At 71.8% G+C, this 17,693-nt stretch carries 15 protein-coding genes; 8 read left to right on the forward strand and 7 right to left on the reverse strand.

Features of this window, described 5'->3' with window-relative positions:
* The first annotated feature begins 248 nt into the window (after positions 1 to 248).
* Positions 249 to 1,604: a dipeptidase gene (locus ACIBX3_RS02900; protein WP_397112413.1), complete on the forward strand. Its 1,356-nt coding sequence runs from the start codon at positions 249 to 251 to the stop codon at positions 1,602 to 1,604.
* A gap of 274 nt (positions 1,605 to 1,878) precedes the next feature.
* The gene (locus tag ACIBX3_RS02905) at positions 1,879 to 2,532 is read left to right on the forward strand and encodes a class I SAM-dependent methyltransferase (RefSeq protein WP_397112415.1); all 654 of its coding nucleotides are present in this window, start codon (positions 1,879 to 1,881) and stop codon (positions 2,530 to 2,532) included.
* Here the strand turns inward: ACIBX3_RS02905 and ACIBX3_RS02910 are convergent.
* The gene (locus ACIBX3_RS02910; protein WP_397112417.1) at positions 2,510 to 3,058 is read right to left on the reverse strand and encodes a TetR/AcrR family transcriptional regulator; all 549 of its coding nucleotides are present in this window, start codon (positions 3,056 to 3,058) and stop codon (positions 2,510 to 2,512) included. The two genes, ACIBX3_RS02905 and ACIBX3_RS02910, sit on opposite strands and share 23 nt — an antisense overlap.
* Before the next feature lie 94 nt (positions 3,059 to 3,152).
* On the opposite strand from ACIBX3_RS02910, the gene ACIBX3_RS02915 reads away from it, so the two are divergent.
* Positions 3,153 to 3,560: an ester cyclase gene (locus ACIBX3_RS02915; protein ID WP_397112419.1), complete on the forward strand. Its 408-nt coding sequence runs from the start codon at positions 3,153 to 3,155 to the stop codon at positions 3,558 to 3,560.
* Here ACIBX3_RS02915 and ACIBX3_RS02920 read toward each other — a convergent pair.
* The 3 genes from ACIBX3_RS02920 to ACIBX3_RS02930 all read right to left on the reverse strand — a co-directional run bounded on the left by ACIBX3_RS02920 (position 3,554) and on the right by ACIBX3_RS02930 (position 5,078).
* Complete coding sequence (locus ACIBX3_RS02920; protein ID WP_397112421.1) at positions 3,554 to 3,733, reverse strand: hypothetical protein; 180 nt, start codon at positions 3,731 to 3,733, stop codon at positions 3,554 to 3,556. The genes ACIBX3_RS02915 and ACIBX3_RS02920 overlap by 7 nt on opposite strands.
* Positions 3,734 to 3,746: 13 nt before the next feature.
* Entirely contained in the window at positions 3,747 to 4,346 is a 600-nt protein-coding gene (locus tag ACIBX3_RS02925) for a helix-turn-helix domain-containing protein (protein ID WP_397112423.1), read from the reverse strand.
* A 96-nt stretch (positions 4,347 to 4,442) separates the two neighbouring features.
* Entirely contained in the window at positions 4,443 to 5,078 is a 636-nt protein-coding gene (locus tag ACIBX3_RS02930; RefSeq protein WP_397112425.1) for a winged helix-turn-helix transcriptional regulator, read from the reverse strand.
* 73 nt (positions 5,079 to 5,151) lie between these two features.
* On the opposite strand from ACIBX3_RS02930, the gene ACIBX3_RS02935 reads away from it, so the two are divergent.
* On the forward strand, positions 5,152 to 5,625 hold the full coding sequence (locus ACIBX3_RS02935; RefSeq protein ID WP_397112427.1) for a pyridoxamine 5'-phosphate oxidase family protein: 474 nt from the start codon (positions 5,152 to 5,154) through the stop codon (positions 5,623 to 5,625).
* 20 nt (positions 5,626 to 5,645) lie between these two features.
* A complete protein-coding gene (locus ACIBX3_RS02940) occupies positions 5,646 to 6,296 on the forward strand; it encodes an alpha/beta fold hydrolase (RefSeq protein WP_397112429.1) in 651 nt (216 codons plus the stop codon).
* Here ACIBX3_RS02940 and ACIBX3_RS02945 read toward each other — a convergent pair.
* Positions 6,275 to 6,805 carry a cysteine dioxygenase gene (locus ACIBX3_RS02945; protein WP_397112431.1) on the reverse strand — a complete coding sequence of 177 codons (531 nt, stop codon included), beginning with the start codon at positions 6,803 to 6,805 and terminating at the stop codon, positions 6,275 to 6,277. The two genes, ACIBX3_RS02940 and ACIBX3_RS02945, sit on opposite strands and share 22 nt — an antisense overlap.
* A 110-nt stretch (positions 6,806 to 6,915) precedes the next feature.
* On the opposite strand from ACIBX3_RS02945, the gene ACIBX3_RS02950 reads away from it, so the two are divergent.
* The 3 genes from ACIBX3_RS02950 to ACIBX3_RS02960 all read left to right on the forward strand — a co-directional run bounded on the left by ACIBX3_RS02950 (position 6,916) and on the right by ACIBX3_RS02960 (position 14,971).
* Positions 6,916 to 7,779, forward strand: coding sequence for a LysR family transcriptional regulator (locus tag ACIBX3_RS02950; protein ID WP_397112433.1), 864 nt, complete (start codon positions 6,916 to 6,918; stop codon positions 7,777 to 7,779).
* A gap of 21 nt (positions 7,780 to 7,800) precedes the next feature.
* A complete protein-coding gene (locus ACIBX3_RS02955; protein WP_397112435.1) occupies positions 7,801 to 8,427 on the forward strand; it encodes a LysE family translocator in 627 nt (208 codons plus the stop codon).
* Positions 8,428 to 8,536: 109 nt separating this feature from the next.
* A complete protein-coding gene (locus tag ACIBX3_RS02960) occupies positions 8,537 to 14,971 on the forward strand; it encodes a hypothetical protein (protein ID WP_397112437.1) in 6,435 nt (2,144 codons plus the stop codon).
* Here ACIBX3_RS02960 and ACIBX3_RS02965 read toward each other — a convergent pair.
* Positions 14,958 to 16,544, reverse strand: a complete 1,587-nt coding sequence (locus ACIBX3_RS02965; protein WP_397112439.1) for an acyl-CoA synthetase — start codon at positions 16,542 to 16,544, stop codon at positions 14,958 to 14,960. The genes ACIBX3_RS02960 and ACIBX3_RS02965 overlap by 14 nt on opposite strands.
* The gene (locus ACIBX3_RS02970; protein WP_397112441.1) at positions 16,544 to 17,692 is read right to left on the reverse strand and encodes a thiolase domain-containing protein; all 1,149 of its coding nucleotides are present in this window, start codon (positions 17,690 to 17,692) and stop codon (positions 16,544 to 16,546) included. The genes ACIBX3_RS02965 and ACIBX3_RS02970 overlap by 1 nt, the downstream gene beginning before the upstream one ends.
* Position 17,693 lies beyond the last annotated feature (1 nt).

The raw sequence follows: 17,693 nt of genomic DNA on the forward strand, positions 1-17,693 counted from the left end.
GGGTATCTTCCCTCGTCTGTGAACTCCCCACAGTCTGCATGTTCACCTGGAGTTTGCCAAGCGAATCGGTCGCAGCATTGTGCAAGAAAATCGGGATCCGCAGAACCGCTCTGTAACAGCAACGAAATCCGCATGCGCATTGGCGTGGAAATCGTGGGGGTTTCGATGCGAAGCGGCCATCTGTGGTCCAATGAGAGCCAAACTGTCCAGATTCAGCTTCGACGAGAACGATCCCGGGGGACCGTCCCGTGACTCCTGACCAGATTGAGAGCGCAGTCGCCGCCTCGATGCCCCAGGCCATCGAGCAGCTCAAGCGGCTCGCCGCCATCCCCTCCGTGGCCTTCCCCGGGCACCCGGAAGAGCCGGTCCTCGCCGCCGCGGCGATGACGGAGGAGCTGCTGCGTTACGCCGGGCTGCCGCGGGTCCAGCAGGTGGCCGTCGAGGGCAGCTTCCCCGCGATCTACGGCGAGGCCCCGGCCCCGCCCGGCGCGCCGACGGTGCTGCTGTACGCCCACTACGACGTGCAGCCCGCCGGCGACCCGGCCGCGTGGCGCACGCCGCCGTTCGAGCCGACCCTGATCGACGGCCGCCTGTACGGACGGGGCTGCGCGGACGACAAATCGGGCATTATTTCCCACGTCACCGCCCTGCGCGCGTTCCAGGGCCGGTTCCCCGTGGGCATCAAGGTCATCATCGAGGGCCAGGAGGAGTACGCGGGCGAGCGCCTGGAGGCGTTCGTCGAGCGCAACCCGAACCTGCTGCGGGCCGACTGCATCGTGGTCGCCGACACCGGCAACCCGCGCGTCGGCGACCCGGCCGTCACCACGTCGCTGCGTGGCATGGCCGCCTTCACCGTCGAGGTCCGTACGTTGAAGGAGGCCGTGCACAGCGGGTCCTTCGGCGGCGCCGCACCTGACGCGCTGGCCGCCCTGATGCGCATGCTGAGTTCGCTGCATGACGACAACGGCGACATCCGGGTGCCCGGCCTGCCCCGCGGCTCGTTCCTCGGGCAGGGGCCGGCGGAGGAGGAGTTCAGGAAGACGGCGGGCGTCCTGGACGGCGTGTCGCTGGTGGGCGCGGGCTCGCTGGCGGACCGCCTGTGGGCGTCGTACGCGATCACGGTCACCGGTTTGGACGTGCCCACCGTGTCCGGAGCGGTGAACGCGGTGCAGCCGGCCGCGCGGGCCAGAGTGACGGTACGCGTGCCTCCGGCCGGGGACCCGAAGACGACGGTCAACGCGGTGGTGGAGTTCCTGCGGCAGGTGGCGCCGTGGGGCGTGCAGGTGTCGTTCTCCGACCTCACGGTGGGCTCGGGCTTCCAGGCGGACTCGGGCGGAAAGGCGCGGACGGCGCTGAACCGGGCGATGGAGCGGGCGTTCGGCCGCCCGCCGCGGGACGTCGGCGCGGGCGGCTCGATTCCGCTGGTGAACACGCTGCTCAAGCAGTTCCCCGCGGCGGAGATCCTGCTGTTCGGGGCCGAGGACGAGGACGCGGCGATCCATGCGCCCAACGAGCGGGTGGATCTGGAGGAACTGCGCAAGGTGGCGACGACGGAGGCGCTGTTCCTGCAGGAGCTGAGCCTGCCCTCGGCGCTGGGCGTGTAGGAACTCACCTCAGAGATGTGAGCATTCCTGGAGGAGTCGCTGGTGGGAGGGTTGTCCCCTCCGGCAGGCGGTCGGGCGCGCACCACTTCGCCTCCAGGATCTCCACAGAACGTCTCCCCCCGCTTCGCGTAGCCGGTGGGGAATCCCCATTGGCGGCCTTCGGGCCACAGCCGGTGGCTCCCAGGATCCCGGCGGGCGAGCGGACCCGCAACTCGTTGATCTTCCTTGTCCGCACGCCGGACAGTGCCTGTCGTCAGCCCGTAGGGTCCCGGTCATGAACTGGCAGACGTGGCATGACGAGTACGACCGCCCGAACTCGCGCCTGGCGCAGCGGCTGCAGGTCGTCCAGGATCAGATCCGGCGGGCGCTGGACGGCGCTTCCCCTGGTCCGCTGAAGGCGATCAGCCTGTGCGCGGGTCAGGGGCGCGATCTGCTCCCCGTGCTGAAGGAGCATCCGCGCCGTGACGATGTCCGCGCGCGGCTGGTGGAGCTGGATCCGCGCAACACCTCGGCCGCGCAGGACGCGGCCGCCGCTGCCGGGCTCGGGCGGGTCGAGGTCGTGACGGGCGATGCGGCGCTCGTCGACCTGTATCAAGGCATGGCACCGGCGGATCTCGTGCTGGCCTGCGGAATCTTCGGCAACATCAGCGATGACGACATCCGGCGTACCGTCGGCTTCTGCGCGCAATTGTGCGCCACGGGCGGGACGGTGATCTGGACGCGCCATCGTGGCGCGCCCGATCGGGTTCCGCTGATCTGTGACTGGTTCGAGGAGATCGGCTTCGAACGGCAGTGGGTGTCGGATCCGGAGGCGGGCTTCGGCGTGGGAGTTCATCGTTTCACCGGGCGGCCCCGGCCTCTGACGCCGGGCGAGCGGATGTTCCGGTTCGTCGAGTCTGACGTGCTCAACGAGTCGTCGTCGACGTGACGACGACGGTCAGGAGGCGTTCCGCCTGAGGCTGGTCCGTGGCGGCCAGGGCGATGCCCTTGACGAGGGTCAGCAGGTCGCGGACGTCGAGGTCCGGGCGGACGGCGTTCCCTCGCTTGGCCGCGTCCAGCAGTGCCGAGGCGGTGGTGAGCATGGAGCCGTGCCACTCGGCCACCAGGTCCGTGCTCTGCTCGTCCGTGGCGGCCAGGGCCAGGTCGCGTTTGGCCGTGATGTGGTCCATGAACAGGCGGAGCCACTCGTGGAGGGCTTCGGCGGGCGAGGTGGCGGTCAGCAGGGACTGGCCTCGGGCGCAGAGTTGGGTGACCTCGTCGGCGTAGACGGCCACCAGGAGGTCGGAGCGCGTGGGGAAATGTCGGTACATGGTGGCGCTTCCCACTCCGGCGCGGCGGGCCACCTCGTCCAGCGGGGCATCGGTGCCGCGTTCGGCGAAGACCTGGGCGGCGGCGGCCAGGAGCAGGTCGTAGTTGCGTTGCGCATCCGCGCGGCGTGGACGCGTGGCCACCATCTTTCCGCCTCCTTGCTAAGTGGGGATTTCCCCGGTTAGTGTAGCGGCGTGAGCGAAACGGGGACTTCCCCACTTAATGAGGAGGAGCGGCGGCATGGTGACGGCAGGTGAGGTGCATCGGCGGATACTCGAGGTCTATCCGGAGGTGATCGAGAGCGGGCGGATGGACAAGGGGCTGGCGTTCATCGATCCCGAGGTGATCGATCACCGGGGCGGCACGGACGGCGACCACTACGGGATCGACGCGTGGCGGGAGAAGTGGGAGCGGATGCGCTCCGGGGAGAGCGGGTTCCACGATGTGTCCGTGGTCGTCGAGCAGAACGTCGCGACGGATGATCTGTCGGCCAACGTCTACATCAGCCGGGGCACCCACACCGCGTCAGGACGCAGCTATGAGGTGCGGGGTTTGGACATGATCCGGGTGCGGGACGGGAGGATCGTGGAGCACTGGGCCGTACGGGATGCGGTGGCCATGCGCCACCAGCTCGGCCTCGATCAGTAAGGCACGGGGCGGCGGCGGACGAGGCGGAGACCCATTTCCACCAAGGCCCAGCCCAGGCGGGTCTCCCACGCGCGGACGACCGACGATCTGGGCGCCCTGCGGCGACGCTCCGCCTCGGCGCGTAGCTCCCGGGCTCTGACTTTCTCGACGTACAGGTACAGCTCTGGATCCATCAGGCTCTCCTTGTCAACGTCCGGGGCTCCAAGGGCGGAACGGGAAGCCGTACATGTGCACGGCGACGTTCTCGCGGCCCTCTGTGTCACCGGTCTCGGCGGCCGCCTTGCCGTGCGCCCGCCACTTCTCGGTCAGCTCGCGGAGCTCCTCGTGGAAGCGGAGCAACTCGTCGGCCGTGAGCGACATCAGGTCTTCGGAGCTGAAGGCCGCGCTACGCCAGGCGTCGTCCCAGGCCGGCTGCGTCTCCAGGTAGCTCTCGAACATTTCGTGCTGCTGACGGGCGTGCATGCGGCTCACGGCGGTGTGGGCGGCGGCGCGCTCAGGGGCGTCGCGGAAGTCCTCGTCCCTGGTGAAGAGGGGGCCGACCGGCTGCCACCAGCGCTCGCGGGCGTCCCCGCCGCTCCCCTGCGCCTCCTCGATGAGGCCGTGGGCGGCCAGCTTGCGCAGGTGGTAGCTGACCAGGGAGACGGCCTCGTCCACCTGGTCGGCGAGCTGCGAGGCCGTCGCCGTGCCCGCGACCTTGAGAGCGCGGTAGAGCTTCATGCGCAGCGGGTGCCCCAACGCCTTGAGCGTGTCGAGGTCCTTGATGCGATGGGTCTTCTCGGCCGCCATACCACCACGGTAGATACGAAAGGAAAGTTGCGCAATATTAGTTGCGCAAATTTCCTTTCGCGATCGGTCTGGCTGTATTCGCCCACCTGCCCCGGCTCAGGAACTCATCGCCGGACGCGGGAACAGGGTCAGGAAGCGGCGGACCAGTTCCCTGTCCCCTTCCACGCGTACCGCATCGCAGTCCAGGGAGGTGCCGGTGAAGACGAGCGCGCGGAGGGTGTCGGCGTCGGTTTCCAGCACCGCGGCCGGCTCGCCACGCGGGTCGCGGGTCAGGGTGAAGCCGGCGGGCGAGATCTCGGCCAGGAAGCGGTCCTCCCCCAGGCGCAGCTCGATGCGGGCGGCGAAGTCGCGCGCGGCCTCGGCGTCGAACGTCGAGCGCAGGGCGAAGGCGAGGGCGTCAGGGCTCAGGGAGTTGGCGGAGCGCATCGGCGTCCGGCTGCCCCAGCGGGCCAGCGCCAGAACCACCGGCTCCAGCTCCGTGCCACGCTCGGTCAGTTCGTAGACCCAGGCGGCGGCGGGCAGCGGCAGCTTGCGGCGGCGCACCACCTCGGACTCCTCCAGCTCACGCAGGCGCTGGGACAGCACGTTCTGGCTGGCGTTGGGCAGGCCCGTACGCAGGTCGGTGAAGCGCTTGGGGCCCAGCAGCAGCTCACGGACGATCAGCAGCGCCCAGCGCTCGCCCACATGGTCGAGCGCGCGGGCGACACCGCAGGGGTCGTCGTAAGTCCTCATCTCGCACCAACTTCTTGTCATTACTAAGTTCTTGGTACTATTTTAGGACTAACCACGAAGGAGGGCAAAGGCCATGAGCGAACTTCCGCAAGGAGACGTCAGACTGCTGGACCACGAGGTCGCCAGAAAGCTGCTCACATCCACAGAGCTCGCCCGGGTGGCCTACGTCGCCAAGGACGGGACGCCGCGCGTGCTCCCCATGCTGTTCCACTGGAACGGCGAGGAGCTCGTGCTGCCGACGTTCAGCGGGTCGGCCAAGCTGCCGGCGCTGCGGGCGCGGCCGGACGTCGCGATCACCATCGACGTACCGGGACCGCCGCCCGAGGTGCTGCTGATCCGGGGGCGTGCGGAGATCATCGAGGTCGACGGGCTGCTGCCCGAATACCGGGCGGCCCATCACCGGTACTACGGCGAGGAGCAGGGCGAACGCAACCTGGCGCAGGCCGACCAGCCCGGGGTCAGAATGGGGCGGATCGCCGTCAGGCCGACATGGGTCGGCGTCCTGGACTTCCAGACGCGTCTGCCCGGCATCCTGACCCGCTCCTGATCTGTTCGGAGGTACGGAGAATGGCGACGTTCGTGCTGATCCACGGCGGCGGAGGTTCGGCCTGGGACTGGCATCTGCTGGTCGAGGAGCTGCGCGGGCGCGGGCACGAGACCGTGGCGGTGGACCTGCCGGTCGAGGACGAGTCCGCCGGACTGTTCGACTACGCCGACACCGTGGTCGAGGCCGTCGGCGAACGCCGGGACCTGGTGGTGGTGGCGCACTCGTGGGGCGGGTTCGTCGGCCCGCTGGTCTGCGCCCGCGTTCCCGCCGAGCTTCTGGTGCTGGTCACAGCCATGATCCCGGCGCCTGGCGAGCCGCCGGCCGACTGGTGGGACAACACCGGGATGGGGCACAAGGACATGAGCGACCCGATCGGGTTGTTCCTGCACGACGTGCCCAGGGCGCTGGCCGAGGAAGAACTCGCGAGAGGGCGCGGGCACGCGGAGAAGGCGGTGCTGGAGCCGTGGCCGCTGGACGCGTGGCCGGACGTGCCCACCAGGTTCCTGCTGTGCCGTGACGACCGGTTCTTCACGCCGGAGTTCATCCGCGGCGTCGTACGCGACCGGCTCGGCATCACGCCCGACGAGATCGACGGCGGACACGCCCCGATGCTCGCGCGGCCCAAGGAGCTGGCCGAGGTACTGGAAGGTTATCTGACCGGCAGGTCGTAGACCCGCCGCACGCTGCTGCCGAGCCGGCTCACGTCGGCGCCGTACACGTGCACCGACACCCCGACCTCGCCGCTGATGTTGCGGACCTTGTGGATGTCGCCGGGCGGCGCGAAGCCGCTGACCTCGCCCGGCCGGGTGTCGGCTCGCCCGATCTCCACGAGGTGATCGCCCATGTCCCGGTAGAGGGTTTCGTGCTCGATGCCGCTGAGGATGCCGAACGTACACCACGACACGTGGTCGTGGATCACCGTGTCCTGACCGGGCCGCCACACCACGGCCACGATCGAGAAGTCCTCCTGGGCGTGCAGCAGGTGGGAGACGTACCCGTCGGGTGAGCCAGCGCGTTCCTGCGGCGTGAGGATGTCGAGGCCGGGCAGGCGGGCGCGGAGCAGGTCGGCGACGACGTACGCGGTCGCGCGCAGCCCGAGCCGCCGAGCCACGATTCCGGAAATGCCGGTCACGAGGGCGTCGAGTCCCGGCCTCGCGATGACGGCGGCGGAACCATTCATGGGATCCCCCTAGGGAAAACAGATAACCGTCCTTCCCCTTCTACGGTGCTACGCCGCGACCAATAGGTCCAACAGAAGTTTTCTAGTCCATCCATAGATATGGTTGATGGATGCTGGATGTCACCCGTCTGCGCGTCCTTCTCGCCGTCGCCCGCAAGGGCTCGCTGACCGCGGCCGCCAAGGAATTGCACTACTCGCAGCCGTCCGTCAGCCACCACCTCGCCCGGCTGGAGGCGGAGACCGGCGCCCGGCTCATCCAGCGGGCGGGCCGCGGCATCAGGCTCACGGAGGCGGGCCGGCTGCTCGCGGAGCGGGCCGCGGAGATCATCGGCCGCCTCGACGCCACCGCCGAGGAACTGGCCGCCCACGTGGGGCTGCGTTCGGGACGCGTACGCCTGGCCGCCTTCCCGTCCGCGCTCGGCACCTTCATCCCGAAGGCCGCCACGTTGCTCGGCGACGCGCATCCCGGGCTGCGCCTGAGCCTCACCGAGACCGAGCCGCCGGAGGCGCTCAGGCTGCTGCGGGCCGGGCGGGTCGACGTGGCGGTGGTGTTCCGGTACGACGACACCGCGCCCGAGGACAGCGGCATCAACATGATCCATCTCCTCGACGACCCCAGCTACCTGGTCTCCGGCGCGCCGACGGACGGCCGGCTGGCCGATCACGCCGGGGCGCCCTGGATCGCGGGCTGCGACCGGTGCCGCAGCCACCTGCTGGACATCTGCGAGAAGGCGGGGTTCGAGCCGCGGATCTCGTTCACGAGCGACGACATCGTGGCCGTCCAGGCGCTGGTGGCGGCCGGGCTCGGCCTGACGATGCTGCCGGGGCTCGCACTGCGTGCTCACCGGCACCCTGACGTGCAGGTGGCGGAGGTGCCCGGCTCGACCCGGCACGTGTACGCCGCCGTCTACGGCGACGCGCCGCACCCGCCGGCCACCGGCGCGCTGCTGGAAGCGCTGCGGGAAAGTCTTTGACGCCGCTTCTACGATGGCCCCATGCCAGATATATCGACACTCGTCCTCTTCTGTGTGGCCACGCTCGGCCTGCTCCTGGTGCCGGGGCCGGCCGTCCTCTACATCGTCACCCGGAGCGTCTCCCAAGGCCGGTCCGCGGGACTGATCTCCGTCCTGGGCGTGCACACGGGCTCCGTCGTCCATGTGGCCGCGGCGGCGCTGGGCATCAGCGCGCTGCTGTCCGCCTCGGCCACGGCGTTCACCGTGGTCAAGTACGTCGGCGTCGCTTACCTGGTCTACCTCGGCGTACGCAAGCTGATGCGGCGGGATGAAGGCGAGGAGGCGATCGAGCTGCGGGTGCAGTCGAAGCAGCGGCTGTTCTGGGAGGGGTTCGTGGTGAACGTGCTCAACCCCAAGACCGCGATCTTCTTCCTGGCGTTCCTGCCGCAGTTCGCCCTCCCGGAGGCCGGCCCCATCGGGCCGCAGATCCTGTTGCTCGGGGTGCTGTGGATCGTGCTGGGGATGGCCTCCGACGGCACGTACGCGATGCTCGCCTCGGCGCTCGCCGGCAAGGTACGCGCATCCGCGCGGGTGCGGCGGAGGCTCGACGTGGGGAGCGGGGTCGTGTACCTCGGTCTGGCGGCCTGGCTCACAACCGAGAAGGCGTGACAAGCCAGGAAATTTCCGGCCTAGAGTGCGATAGTGAGATCAAGCGCTGATCAGGGGACGGCAGGTCCTGACTGACGTACGTAAGAGGCCTATAGGCGGAGCCATGGACATGCCACCACACCGCCTCGGGCTCGAGCGGGCCGTCGAGGTTTATTCGGGGCACGACGAGCTCGCCGGCGTGACCGGCTCGGGCTATGCGATCGGCGCCGATCTCGTGCTGACCTCTGGAGACGTGGTCGATCCCGAGCTGCCGTGTCAGGTGCGGGCGGCGTGGTCCGGGCGGTGGGTGCCGGCCGAGCAGGTGTGGCGGGGGCGCGGCGGTACGGGGGCCGTGCTGCTGCGGGTGATCGGCTCGTCCTCGGATGACACGCTGGGCGGTCCGGAGACGGGTGACGCGCTGGGTGGTTCGCCGTGGAATGAGACGTCGGGCGGGTCGCCGTGGAGCAAGGTCCCGGGCATCGGGCACGTCCGCTGGGCTCGGGTCGCCACCTCCGACGGTGCGGGATCGTACCGGCTGCGCTGCGTGGCCCGGGGGTTTGCCAGGGCGGGGCAGCGGGCCGGGTTCAGGGCCGCGGAGACGGTGTCGGGGTTGGTGGACCCGCCCACGGGCGCGGTGTCCGAGGCCCTGGCGGTCAGCGTGCTCACGCCTGAGCCGGAGTCCATGCCGAGCTCCCTCTGGGAGGGACTGTCCGGCGCCGCCCTGCTCGCCGAACCCGGCAGGCAGATCATCGGCGTGATCGTCGCCGGTCGCGACGGCGACGCCCGCCGGCGCCTGGACGTCGTCCCGGTCACCGCGCTGCTGAGCGACGAGAGGTTCCGGGAGCTGGCGTGCGTACAGCCAGGGCGGCTCGAGACCGTGGCCGAGGGCGACCCGTCGGTGATCCTGCCCGATCTGCTGTCCCCTGCCCGGGAGAAACTGCCGCCTGACTGCCCCGACTGGAGGCTGCTGGCGCCGCGCCACGCGGTGGTGCCGTTCCTGGGCAGGGACGAGGAGCTGGCGCGGCTGAGAGAGTGGGCCGCCGAGCCTGGGGCGCTGTCGATCGCGGTGCTGAGCGGGCGCAGCGGCACAGGGCGGACCAGGCTGGCGAGCGAACTGTGCGAGGAACTGGCCCAGGCGGGCTGGGACGCCGGCTTCCTGCCGTTGGACGCCGTCTGCTGCCCCCTGTCCGGCGAGCCGGGACCACCTGCCGACGGCGGCACGGCACCCAGCGAGGTGACGGGGCGCGGTGTGGCGTTGGAGGCGTTGCGGCCGACGTTGCTGGTCGTCGACCATCCCGAGCCCTCCTCGCCGCTCGTCGGGGAGCTGGTGCGGCGGCTGGCGAAGCACCAGCACAACCCTCCCGTACGGATCCTGCTGCTGGTCCGCGAGCCGGGCGACGCCGAGTGGTGGCGGCGGCTGGACACGGCGGCGGGCGGGTGGCTGCGGCGGCTCAACACCACGACGGTCCAGCTCAACACCCGTCCGCTGACCCTGGCCGAGCGGACGGAGCACGCGCTGACGGCCATGAAGGCGTTCGCCGCCAGCAGGGCCGCCCTGCCCCCGCCGCCGCCTCTCGACGACCCGGAGTACGGCCTGCCGCTCCACGTCCACCTGGCCGCCCTGATGCACCTGAGCGACGGCGGCACCGAGCCGGCGGGCTGGGCGCAGGCTCACGACGGCGGGGCGGCGGCCGATGCCCGGCCGGTCGGCGGGGTGGGTGGCCACGACCGCTGGACGGGGGTGGCCGGCGGGCTCGTCGGCCGGTTCCTGGCGCGTGAGTACGAGCAGTGGGCGCAGGCCTGGCCCGTCCGGCATGAGCGGGTGGACGACGTGACGGCGCGGCAGGCCGTGGCGGTGCTCACGCTCACCACTCCCACACCTGGTGAGCTGCCCGGCCTGCTGACGACCGTTCCCGGCCTCCGAGCGCCGGTTCCGCCTTCTCCCGAAGCCGGCGCGGCGGCGCGCGCTGATGACGGCGAGGGGTTCGACAACCGGCTCCTGAACGTGGCACGCTGGCTCGGCCTGATCTTCCCCGGCGACGTGCGGCTGGTTCCGCTCGGGCCGGACGTCCTGGCCGAGCGGCTCCTGGCCGAGACCGAGGGCCTGAACGAGCTCGTGCTCGCCTTACATGATCACGAAGGTCGGACGCCGCAGCATCTCATACGCATGCTCGACATCCTCCGCCTGTCGGCGGGCTCCACGCGGGTCAGGTCGGCGCTGCGGTCGCTGGTGGTGAGCAGGATCGGCATGCTGGTCTCGGAGGCCGCGGCCGCCCCGGCCACGCGGCTCGGGGACGCGCTCAACGCCGCGCTGGGACTGTTCGCCGACGACCGGCGGATCGCGGGCGCCGTGGCCGGGCTGCCGGTGCGGCGGGATACGCGGCTGGGGCTGCGGACCCTCGATGTGACGCTCGGCGAGCTGGCCGTACGTCGCCTGCGGGCCAGAGACGAGCCGATCGTGCTGGCCGGGGCGCTGTCCGTGCTGTCGGGCCGGCTGGCGGCCGTGGGACGGGTGGGCGAGGCGGTCGTCGCGGCCGCGGAGGCGGTCGAGATCTTCGCCGCCGCTCCCCCGTACGAGGCGGCCGGGGCGCGGGCGGAGGCCCTGTACAACCTGGGTTCGTGCCTGCTGCTCGCGGGCGAGCCCGGCAGTGCGCTCAAGCCCGTGCAGGAGGCAGCGGCCAGGTTCCGCATCCTGGCCGAGGACCAGGGCCAGGGCATGGCCGGCGCGGGCAGGGATGACGAGCGGGTCCGGTATGACCAGGCGCGGGCCGGCTACAACCTGGCCTGTGCGCTGGTGGGGCTCGGGCGGACTGACGAGGCCGTCGGGGCGTTCCAGGCGGCGGGCGGCGATCCCGACGTGGTGGCGGATCTGGCAGGGCTGCTGTCCGTGCTGTCCACGGCCGCCGCCGCAGAAGACGCGGCCGGAGCGGCCGGAAGGGCGGTCCCCCAGACCGGAGCCCGACCTGGGAGGGCGGCCGGCCCGAACGGAGCCCGCGCAGGAAGGGCTGCCGCTTCGGTGAGGGCTGGAGCGGTCCCACCGGCCGGGGCAGGCGGAGCGGTCGCGGCGGCGGTGCCTCTGGGCGCGCCCGCGGCGTCGCTCGACCCGATCGTGCCCGACCCGCCCGCGGCGGCGCCCATCGTCCCCGAGCCGCTGGCGCCGCTGGACGCGCTCGACCCCCCGAGCCTGTCCGAGCTGGCCGCCTCGCTCATCGCCGCCGCCACCACGGCCGTCAAGAACGTCGCCCTCACGAACCGCGACCTGGCCCACCACCTTCACCTCCTCGCCATCTGGCTGCACGACCACGGCAGGACCGCCGACGCCCTGATCCCGGCGAGCGAGGCGGTGGCGCGGCTGCGCGGGCTGGCCGCCGAGGAGCCCGGGCTGCGGTTCATGCTGTCCGAGGCCACCGGTCTGCTGTCCAAGCTCCACGGCGAACTGGACGACCTGGACGCCGCCGCCCGGTCCGCCGCCGAGGCCGTGCGGAATCTGCGGGCGCTGGTCGCGCTCGAACCGGGCGAGCACCGCTCCGCCCTGACCGAGCGGCTGCTCGACCTGGGCGAGCTGCTGCTGCTCGACGACCGGCCGGACGAGGCGCTCGACCCGTTGCAGGAGGCCATGGGCGTGGCGGCCGAGCGGCACGCGCGGGCCAGGGCCCGGCGGCTGCTCGGGCTGTGCCTGGACGAGCTGGGGCGGCCCGTGGACGGCTTGGCGCAGCTGAAGATCGCGGCCGAGCTGTACGACGTCCTGAGCTCGGAGAACGATTCCTATCGGCGCCATCTCGCCGAGGTACGGACCAGGCTGGGCCGCGTGCAGCCGCCTCCGGCCCCGGGCGGCGCCCGGCACTGGATGCTGGCCCTGGTCACCGGGCGGCCGGAGGACGCCGTGGCCAGGGCTGAGCAGCTGCTGGCCGAATGCCGCGAGGCCGTCGAGGCCGTCGAGGACGCCGCCGAGCCGCGGACCGACGAGATCCACGCGTACGTGTCCGCCCAGGCCATGCTCGCCCGCGCCTGGTCGGACGCCGGCCGGGCGGCGGACGGGTTCGCGCTGGCGCTGCAGGCGTCCGAGCTGCTCCAGGGGCACACGGCTCCAGGGTCGCGCTCGCACGGGGCTCCGCTGGTTACGCAAGCTGCCGCTCTCCGCCCCAGACTCGCCGCTCCGGTACCTGATCGGCCGCACGCGATCGCGGTCGGCCAGGTCGCGGCGGCGCTCGGGCGTACGCTCGTGGGGCTCGGACGCCACGACGAGGCCGTGCCGCACCTGCTCACCGCCGTCGAGTCCCACGGACAGGCGGGGGCGAGCGCGGCCTCCGGCAAGGAGCTGGCCGAACTGCTCGTCCTGGAGACCGTCGCGCTGTCCTGCGCGACCTCCCCGAAGGAGGCGGAGGCGGAGGCGGCGGCGGACCGGCTGGTCAGGTTGTACGCCGCGCTCGTGTCGGAGGGCATCGAATCCCCCGTCGCCCTCGCCGGGGCGCTGCGCCTGCAGGGCGGCATCCGCTTCGCCAGGAAGGACTTCCAGGGCGCGCTCACGTCGGCCACCCGGGCGCTGGACGTCCTGACGCCGGAGTCCACCAAGGACACACGGCTGGTCACCGCCGCCTGTCTGGAGCTGAGCGGCCTGTGCCTGGCCGAGCTGCACGAGGACGCCGCCGCCGCGGCGAAGCTGGCCGAGGGCACGGCGCTGCTGGCCGAGTACGGCGCCGCGCCTCCCGACCTGGCCAACGTGCACCTGCTGGCCCTGGTACGCCTGGCCATGCTGCGGGCACGCGAGGATGGCCCGGCCGCCGGGACCGTCCTGTACGCCCGGATCCTGGAGATGCGCCCGCTCCCCGAGCCCGACGTGCTCAGGACGCTCGTCGAGGAGCTGTCCGCGTACGTGGGCGACCTGCCCGAAGGCGCCGATCCGGCCGCGCTGCTGCCGTCGCTCACGGCGTTCACCGAGGCCCTGGAACGGCAGGTGCCGGTGAGCCCCGACCCCGACCTGCACGACAGGTACGCCCGATGCCTGTCCACCCTCGGCGCCGCGGCCGCGCGGGCGAACGACACCGGCAGCGCCGTCCTGGCGGCCCGGCTGGCCGTCCGCGTCCACCGCGGCCTGGCGGCCGGAGCGGCGAGCCCGGGGCGGAGACCGGCAGCTCGCGTAACCAGCGGAGCCCCGCGCGAGCGCGACCACGGACACGTGCCGGGGGCGTACCGCAGCGGGCTGGGCCTGGCGCTGGCCGCCCTGGCCCGGCTGGACCCCTCTGACCTCACCGTCGTCGAGCAGGCCATCGCCCTGCTCGACGAGGAGGCGAGCAGCAGGGAGCTGGCGGCCGCGCTCGGCCGGTACGCGGCCGGGCTGCTGGAACGCGGCAGGGTGGTGGAGGCCCTGGCGCACTGTGAGCGGGCCGCGGACCTGTGCGACGAGCTGGACGACCCGGCCGTGGCCGCCGCCACCTACGCCCAGCTGGGCGCCACCCTGGCCGCGCTGGACCGCCCGGTCGCCGCGCTGGAGGCGACCACCTGGTCGCTGGCCGAGCTGAACCGGGCGCGGGAGCGGGGCCAGGAGCTGCCCGAGATACGCGCCCGGGCCATCCACGTCAAGGGCCAGGTGCTGCGGGACTCGGGCAGGGGGCAGGAGGCGCTGACCCACCTCATCGAGGCTCTGAAGATCTACGTCCGGCTGCCGAAGCCTGCGGCCGCCGCCGAGGTCGCCGCGGTGGTCGCCGACGACCTGCTGGCGTCCGGGCGGGCGGAGGAGGCCGCCGAGTACGCCAGGATCGCCACCACCGGGCACTCCGAGGGGACGGTCAAGCACGCGCTGGCCGTCCAGCGGCTGACCAGGTGTCACATGATGCTGGGCGAGCTGGCCGAGGCCAACGCCCTGGTGGAGCGGCTGATCCCGGTGGCCAGGCGATCGCCGGGCGATCTCACGTGCCGGGCGATCCTGGCCGACGCGCTGGCCCAGAGCTCGGAACTGCTGCCGCTGCTGCGGCTGGACGACGGCACCAAGGCCGAGGCCAGGGCCCGCGAGGCCATCGCGATCTACGACGACCTCATGACCACGGGCATGAACGCCGAGGCCCTGCACACCAGCCGGGCGGGCGCCAGTCTGACGCTGGCCTCCGCGCTCAGGATGCGGAACCTGGCCGCGGACGCGGTGCAGCCGCTGCGCGAGGCGGTCGCGACGCTGGAGCGGCACGCCCCGGGCACCGGGCAGCTGTCCGGGCTGCTGTCCAGGGCGATGCTCATGCTCGGCGACGCGCTGATGGAGGCGGGCCGGCCGCTGGAGGCCGGCCTGGTCTTCCACCGGGGCACGCAGGTGACGCGCGACATGTTGTCCAAGGCGGTGGCGCACGCCCGGCTCGGCTTCTGCCAGCGGGAGCTGGGCAGGGACGACGCGGCCGACGCCGCGCTGCGGGTCGCGTCGGTCCTGCTGCGCGAGCTGATCGCCGACGACAAGGACGAGAGCCTGGCCGAGCTGCTGCGCGACGTGCTGCACGGCAGGCTCAAGCTGCTGGAGAAGGCGGGCAAGAACGACGAGGCGCTGCAGGTCGAGAGCGACCTGCGCGCGCTCAGGACCCGCTAGCCACCACCGTCTCCCGCGCCCACCGGTAGTCGGCCTTGCCGGCGGGCGAGCGCACCATCTCGGCGACGAACGCGTACGAACGGGGCACCTTGTAGCCCGACAGCAGCTTCCTGCAGTGCTCGTCCAGCTCCCCGACCGTGACCTCGATGCCCGGCCGCGGCTCGATCACCGCCGCCACCCTGTTCCCCCACCGTTCGTCCGGCACCCCGGTCACCACCGCGTCGAACACCGACGGGTGTCCCTTGAGCACCGCCTCGACCTCCTCGGGGAACACCTTCTCGCCGCCGGTGTTGATGCACTGGGAGCCCCGGCCGAAGACGTTCACGGTGCCGTCGGCGTCGACGGTCGCCAGGTCGCCGGTCAGCAACCACCGCGTCCCCTGCTCGTCGGTGACGAACGTGCGGGCGGTCTTGTCCGGGTCGTTGTAGTAGCCGAACGCCACCCGCCCCGACCTGGCCACGGTCCCGAGCTGCCCGGACCCGTGCTTGACGGGCCGGCCCTTCTCGTCCAGCACGGCCAGATTGACCACGGAGTTGGGCTGGTAGCGCAGGCCCTTCTCGGGCGACGACCCGGCCACGCCCGACGCGGTGTAGCCGGACTCGGTGGAGCCGAAGTTGTCCAGGATCATGGCGTTCGGGAGCAGCTCCTGAAGCCGGTCGCGAACCGCGCCGGTCAGGATCGCGCCGGTCGAGCTGATCGCGAACAGCGACGAGACGTCGTAGGAGCCCTTCGCCAGCGCCTCGGCCATGGGCCTGGCCATGGCGTCGCCGGTGATGCTGATGGTGTTCGCGCGCTCGCGCTCCACCGTCCGCCACACCTCGGCGCCGTCGAACTTGCGGACGTACGCGACGCTCCCGCCCATCCACCAGGTGATGAACGTGGCCATCTGCGCGGCGCCGTGCATCAGCGGTGCGGCGGGCAACATGACCAGGGGACCCGCCCCGACCGCCGCGTCGATCACCTCCTGCGGGGTGGCGCGCGGCTCGCCGTACGGGTTGCCGCCGCCGAAGCCCATGAACAGGTCCTCGACGTGCCACATCGCGCCCTTGGGCATGCCGGTGGTGCCGCCGGTGTAGATGATGTACACGTCCTGCCCGGAGCGCGGCGGGAAGCCCCTCTCGGGCTTGCCCCGCTCCAGGGCGGTCTCGTACGGCACCGCGGAGCCGATCGCCGACTCCCCGCCCACCGAGATCAGGTGCTCAAGCAGCGGCGCCTGGCCGGCGACCGCGGCCACTCGCGCGTCGAACTCGACGTCGTAGATCAGCGCCCGGATGTCGGAGTCCCGGTAGAGGTAGAGCAGTTCGGACTCGACGTACCGGTAGTTGACGTTGATCGGCACGGCCCGGATCTTGAGCGCGGCCAGCATGCCGGCGATGTACGGGATGCCGTTGTAGAGCTGGATCCCGACGTGCTGGCCCGGCTGGATGCCCAGGTCCATGAGGTAGTGGGCGAGCCGGTTGGCCTCGGCGTCCAGCTCCGCGTAGGTGCGGCGGTCGTCGCCGCAGACGACGGCGGGCCGGTCCCCGATCGCGTCCGCTAACCCCTCGTACAAGTCCGCGTGGTTGAACTCCATTAGGGCTTCTCCCGTCCGACGATCCACATCGCGAAGAACTGGGCTCCCCCGCCGTACGCGTGGCCGAGCGCCGTCCGGGCGCCCTCCACCTGGTGCTCTCCGGCCATCCCGCGCACCTGCAGCGCGGCCTCGGCGAACCTGATCAGCCCGGACGCCCCGATCGGGTTGCTCGACAGCACCCCGCCCGAGGCGTTCCACGGAATGTCACCGTCCAGAGCCGTGGCTCCCGACTCGGTGAGCTTCCATCCCTCCCCTTCGGCCGCGAACCCCAGGTTCTCCAGCCACATCGGCTCGTACCAGGAGAACGGCACGTAGGTCTCCGCGACGTCGATCTGCCGCCGCGGGTCGTCGATGCCGGCCTGGCGGTAGACGTCGGCGGCGCAGTCCTTGCCCCCCTGCGGGGTGACCATGTCGCGGCCGGCGCGGAAGATCGGCTCGGAGCGCATGGCGGTGCCGTGCACCCAGGCCGGAGTGCCGGTGACCGCCGACTCCGAGGACAGGACCATCGCGCAGGCGCCGTCGCTGGACGGGCAGGTCTCCAGGTAGCGGATCGGCTCCCAGAGCATGGGCGTGGACTCGACCATCTTCTGGTCGATTCCGGGGATCTTGAGGTGCGCGTAGGGGTTCTTGAGCGCGTTCTGCCGGTCCTTGACGGCCACCAGCGTGCCGATGTGGCCGGGGGCGCCGGACCTGCGCATGTACTCGCGGATGTGCGGCGCGAAGTAGCCGCCCGCGCCCACCACCAGCGACGAGCTGAACGGCAGGTGCGTGGACAGGGCCCAGGTGGCGTTCGACTCCGACTGCTTCTCGAACGCCACGACCAGCACCCGGTCGTGCACGCCGCCCTGGATGAGGCTGGCGCCGACCAGCGCCGTGGAGCCGCCGACGCTGCCCGCGGTGTGCACCCGCATCATCGGCTTGCCGGCCGCGCCGAGCGCGTCGGCGAGGTACGCCTCCGGCATCATCACGCCCTCGAACAGGTCCGGCGCCTTGCCGATGACGACGGCGTCGATGTCCTTGAACGTCAGCCCGGCGTCCTGCAGCGCCCGCAGCGCCGCCTCGCGCACCAGCCCGGCGATCGACACGTCCCTGCGCCGGGTCGTGTAGTGCGTCTGCCCGACGCCGATGACCGCACAGCGGTTACCCATG

The organism is Nonomuraea sp. NPDC049480, assembly GCF_044465905.1.
GTDB lineage: Bacteria > Actinomycetota > Actinomycetes > Streptosporangiales > Streptosporangiaceae > Nonomuraea.